4 protein-coding genes are annotated in these 5,266 nt (G+C 64.4%); 2 read left to right on the top strand and 2 right to left on the bottom strand.

Annotated features, from left to right (window positions below; translation table 11 throughout):
* Positions 1-507: 507 nt before the first annotated feature.
* Entirely contained in the window at positions 508-1,464 is a 957-nt protein-coding gene (locus tag GVV86_RS18345) for a TIGR03885 family FMN-dependent LLM class oxidoreductase (RefSeq protein ID WP_159620682.1), read from the top strand.
* Between the two features lie 56 nt (positions 1,465-1,520).
* Positions 1,521-3,209 (top strand): alpha-amylase family protein, encoded by a 1,689-nt coding sequence (locus GVV86_RS18340; RefSeq protein ID WP_159620680.1) that lies wholly within the window; start codon positions 1,521-1,523, stop codon positions 3,207-3,209.
* A gap of 22 nt (positions 3,210-3,231) precedes the next feature.
* Here GVV86_RS18340 and GVV86_RS18335 read toward each other — a convergent pair whose 3' ends face one another.
* Together GVV86_RS18335 and GVV86_RS18330 are read right to left on the bottom strand one after the other, a co-directional pair.
* Entirely contained in the window at positions 3,232-4,518 is a 1,287-nt protein-coding gene (locus GVV86_RS18335; protein WP_246670052.1) for an NAD(P)/FAD-dependent oxidoreductase, read from the bottom strand.
* Positions 4,519-4,620: 102 nt separating this feature from the next.
* The gene (locus tag GVV86_RS18330; RefSeq protein ID WP_201291530.1) at positions 4,621-5,118 is read right to left on the bottom strand and encodes a hypothetical protein; all 498 of its coding nucleotides are present in this window, start codon (positions 5,116-5,118) and stop codon (positions 4,621-4,623) included.
* Positions 5,119-5,266: the final 148 nt, after the last annotated feature.

Raw genomic sequence — 5,266 nt, 5'->3', positions numbered from 1 at the left:
ACCAATCAAAAAACAATCGGTATCAACAAACTTGGCACACTATTGAGTTCTCAAACAACAGGCACTACCGGCACCACACAACCCGACAAAACCAGGCCATCCTCGCTCCGGAGCAACTTTACAAGCCTACCCGCACCCAACCATCCCCGCAAATCCGCTCCCCCGCACCACCACCGGACAACCCAGCACCAGCACAACAGAACCAACCCGCAACAACAGACACCAAACCAAGACCACCCCAGACCCGTGCACAGCACACACCGGAAAAGCCTCAGAAATTTGTGTGGGTTTCGCCGCCCTCACCGGGGCAACTCCATAACTATACGACCCCCACCCACCAAACACAAATCCCCCACCCACCCCCACAAAACCGGCGTACGGGCGCCCCCGGTCCGCCCCAAAGATCCTCTTCCAGACCAGCTGCCGGAGCCGATGCCGGCGTGGGCGGGCTGCCTGCGCCTTCCCTGATTCCTCGACAGCATGGCCGTGCCGCGGTATGCATGTCGGATGGCGATACTCGGATTTCATGCGTCCCACGAACAGATCAGCCCATCGCGTCTGCTGGAGGACGTGGTTTTCGCCGAGCAGGCCGGCTTCGATGCGGCGATGTGCTCTGACCATATAGAACCGTGGTCCGAGCGGCAGGGCCATTCGGGGTTCGCCTGGTCCTGGCTGGGGTCGGCCCTTGCCCGGACCGGCCTGCGGTTCGGCGTCGTGACTGCACCCGGGCAGCGGTACCACCCGGCGATCCTCGCCCATGCCTCGGCGACACTCGCGGACATGTATCCCGGCCGGCTTTGGGTTGCGCTGGGCAGCGGCGAAAACATGAACGAGCACATCACCGGCGAGGCGTGGCCACCCAAGGACGTCCGGCAGCGGCGTCTCGAGGAATGCGTGTCGGTCATCCGCCGGCTGCACAGCGGCGAGGAGGTCACCCATCGGGGGCTGGTCACCGTCGAGCGGGCGCGGATTTGGGACACACCGGCCACACCGCCGCCGTTGATCGCCCCTGCCGTCACCGTTGACACCGCACGGCGCGCCGCGGTCTGGGCCGATGGGCTGGTGACGATCAACCAGCCGCATGAACACCTGCGGAACATGCTGTCGGCTTACCGGGAGGCGGGAGGCACGGGCACGGCAACCCTGCAGGTGCACCTATCCTGGGCGCCCACTGAATCTGAGGCCATTGGCATTGCCATGGATCAGTGGAAGAACAACACCTTCGCCCCACCCATACCGTGGGACCTTCCAACCGCCGGCTACTTCGACGCCGTAGGCCGCGACGTGGGTGAGGAGTCGGTGCGTACGGCGGTCAACGTCTCGGCCAGCACCGGTGAACATGCTCAGTGGCTTCAGGAGTACCTGGAGCTTGGCTTCGACGAAATCTACCTCCACTTCGTGGGCCAGGACCAGCAGCCCTTCATTGATGCTTTCGCCGCCAAGGTCCTGCCCGAGCTTCGCTGAGCGGCAGGTCAACCCGTCCAACTCTGGACACCGCCGTCGAACTACGAGGGGGAACAATGAAGACCACGGAAACGTCTGATCTTTGGTGGAAGAATGCCGTGGTGTACTGCCTCGACGTCGAGACCTTCTACGACTCGAACGGCGATGGGATTGGTGATTTCGCCGGCCTTACGGAGCGGGTGCCCTATCTGGCGGCTCTCGGCGTGACCTGCATCTGGTTGATGCCGTTCTATCCCACCCCAGACCGCGACGACGGCTACGACATCACCGATTTCTTTGGAGTGGACAGCCGGCTCGGGACCCATGGTGACCTCGTTGAGTTCCTTCGGACGGCCAAGGATCAGGGCATCCGCGTCATCGCGGACCTCGTGGTCAATCACACCTCCGATCAGCATCCCTGGTTCCGGTCGGCCGTTGAGTCCCGCGACAGTCCATTCCGCGACTTCTACGTTTGGCGCTCCGATGCCCCGCCTGACACCTCGGCAGAGGTGACCTTCCCTGACCAGGAGGACTCCATCTGGACCCGGTCCGAGCCGACGGGTGATTGGTACCAGCACCGTTTCTATCGACATCAGCCGGACCTGAATGTTGCCAATCCGCGGGTTCGCGACGAGATCGCCAAAGCGGCAGGCTTCTGGCTCCAGCTGGGCATGAACGGCTTTCGGGTCGACGCCGTGCCCTTCTTCATCGAGCTGACCGGGGCACAGGCGGACGAGCTGCCGGAACCGCATGAATTCCTCAAGGACTTCAGGCGCTTCCTCGGCCGCCGGAGCCCCGGCGCGATCCTGCTGGGTGAAGTAAACCTTCCCTACGAGGCCCAACTGCGGTTCCTCGGCGGAGAGGCCGCCGACGAACTCACAATGCTTTTCGATTTCATTGGAATGCAGAATCTCTACCTCGCCCTGGCACGGCAGGACGCCGCCCCGTTGGCCGCCGCACTCCAGGGCCGTCCGAAGACGAATCCCGACAGCCAGTGGGCGACTTTCGTGCGCAACCATGACGAGCTGACCCTCGACAAGCTCACCGAATCGCAGCGGCAGGAGGTGTTCGCTGCTTTCGGCCCGGAGGAAAACATGCAGGTCTACGGACGTGGGCTCAAGCGGCGCCTGCCACCGATGCTCGATGGAGACCCTCGCCGCATCCGAATGGTGTACTCCTTGCTCTTTTCACTACCCGGGACACCTGTCCTGTTCTACGGCGAAGAAATCGGCATGGGCGAGGACCTCGCCGCGGATGGGAGGCTCGCCGTCCGCACCCCCATGCAGTGGACCGACGGGAAGAACGGGGGGTTCTCGAGCGCTGAGGAGGCCAACCTCGTTGCCCGCCCGGTTCAGGGCGAATATGGCCCGGATGCCGTCAACGCCGCCCGGGCCCGCCAGGATCCGGAGTCGCTCCTCCACTTCATGGCCGGACTCATCCGCCGCTACCGGCAGTGCCCGGAACTTGGCTGGGGAAGCTTCGAGGTCCTCTCACAGGACAATCCTTCGATCTTGGCCCACCGCTGCACCTGGGAAGCCTCGAGCATGGTCCTCGTCCACAACTTCGCTCCGTCAGCGGCTCGCGTCACGCTGGACGTCACCAGTTCCCGGCACAGCGCCAGCGACCTCGACGGAAAAACCCTGCTGGACCTGCTTGGCGGTACCGGACCGCAGATCTCACGGAAGGGAACCGTCGACCTCGACCTTGAACCGTATGGCTACCGGTGGCTGCGCATCCCAGACCCGGACGACCATCGGCTTCCCTGAGGAGTTCCCCTGCCGCCGCGGACTACGCCCGGCCCCTCAGGATCAGCTTCCAATAGACCTGAGGGAGCACCCTCCGCTCCAGGAGCCACGTCAACCGTCGCTCCCGTGCCAGATTCTTCCACCCCGGCACCGTCGGCTTCGGCCGGTACCTGTCATCGAACTCGGAAAAGACGACCGTCGAACGTGACACGGTGAAGGGGCACGCCGAATAGTTGTTGTACTTCTTGCGGGGATTCCTGCCCTTGCGCACGGCTTTGAGGTTCTTCGCGAGAACGGTAGTCTGCATCCTCAACGCGGCACCGGACTTCGAGTTCCGTGTCCCCGCCGCATCGCCGAGGGACCATACCGAGGGAAACCGCGCATGCCGCAGCGTCTCCGGATCGACCTCGACCCAGCCGTCGGGGTCACCGTCGGCGGAAAGCGCGGAGGTTTTCAGCCAGTCGGGCGCGGACTGGGGCGGCACCGCGTGCAGGACGTCGTAGGGAAGACGTTCATCGGTCCCGTCCGCCATGTTGCGCACGACGACGCTGCGTCCCTCGGGGTCCACCTCGGCGAGTTCGCTGTCGCAACGGAGTTCGATGCCGTACTCAGCAATCTTGCGGTTAAGCTCCTCGTCGATCAGAGGCATTCCGAAAACGGTCGGCGTCGGAACAATCAGCACGACCCGGATGTCGTCGAGCACCCCCTGCGCACGCCAGTAGTCACAGGCAAGGTACATCGGCTTCTGGGCGGCACCGGCGCAGGTGGCAGGGCCGGGCGGCTGGCTGAAAACCACAGTGCCGCTGCGGAGTTGACGCAACAGGTCCCACGCCTTCGGTGCCAGCTCGAACTCGTAGTTGGACCCGCCGAAAGGCGACGCCATCGCCTGCGCGAGGCCCGGCACGGCGTCCCAGTCCTTTTGAATCCCGGGGCACACGACGAGGTTGTCGTACCTCAGGCTCGCGCCGGAGGAAAGGGCGACGGTGAGGGCGTCCTGCTGCACGCCGGTTACCTCACCCTGGATCCAGGCGACTCCACGGGGCATGACCCTGGACTGGGGACGGACGGCGTCGGCAGGCTTCGCGGTGCCGCCGGCAATGTGTGAGAAGAGCGGCTGATAGAGGTGGTGGCTGCGCGGCTCGATAATGGCAATATCGCGGACGCCGTAACGCTGCAGCCGTGCCGCGAGGGAGATCCCTGCATTTCCTCCCCCGACGACGAGCACCTCGTAGTGATCTTTCGGGCGGGAAACCGGGCTGTCCGGCGACACGGGGCTCGGTGTCCCCGGTTGTGGCATACCCGAGCGGCGCAGGCGGTTCGTCGAACCCACTGATACCTCTTCTTCCTTCGAGGACGCCCGCTCTCAGGGCTGGCGGTCTCGGACCGAGTGGTGGCACCAGGCGTTGGCAACCTGGCTCGACCCTACAACGGTTCACGTGCCGTCGGCAGTTCCTTTTGTGGCCTTGACCTGACCGCTTCGGGCCTCAAGCAGCATCTCCGGCCCCTCATCCCCTCCCGGTTGGGTCAACCATGGCGTGACCACCAGCTGGAATTCGTCTTCGTAGAGAACGGCGCCCGGGTCGTTCGAACGGACCTCCCGCCAGGGGACCGCGTAGCGGTCAAGGAGGGAGAGATATCCGGGGATCCGCTCGAGAAGGTGCCCGGCGGACACCTTGAACCAGGCCTGGGCCGTCGGGTTGAGGGTGCGGTCGTACACCGACGCATCGACGAGCTGGGGGTTGATGTAGGCCGCGTCGTACCAGAGATTCGACGCAAGCCACCAGGAATAGTCGGCCTCACTGAGGCGGCCGTCGCGGGCCAGCGCGTTGGCAAGGCCAAAAATCCCGGGATGGATCCCCCGGGAATTGCGCTCGGCCCCCTCGTAACGCACGAAGCCGGCCTGCTGGGGTGATTCGGGGTGAAACCGCATGCGCCGACTGTATCGGTGGTGGGTGGTTAAAGGGGTGCAGGCCCCACCGGTGGTGGGGCCTGCATTTTAAGGGTGGTCCGGCGGTGTCCTACTCTCCCACACTCTCTCGGGTGCAGTACCATCGGCGCTGTGGGTCTTAGCTTCCGGG

It is taken from the genome of Arthrobacter zhaoguopingii (assembly GCF_009828595.1).
Taxonomy (GTDB): domain Bacteria; phylum Actinomycetota; class Actinomycetes; order Actinomycetales; family Micrococcaceae; genus Arthrobacter_D; species Arthrobacter_D zhaoguopingii.
This window is presented reverse-complemented; position numbering and strand designations above follow the sequence as displayed.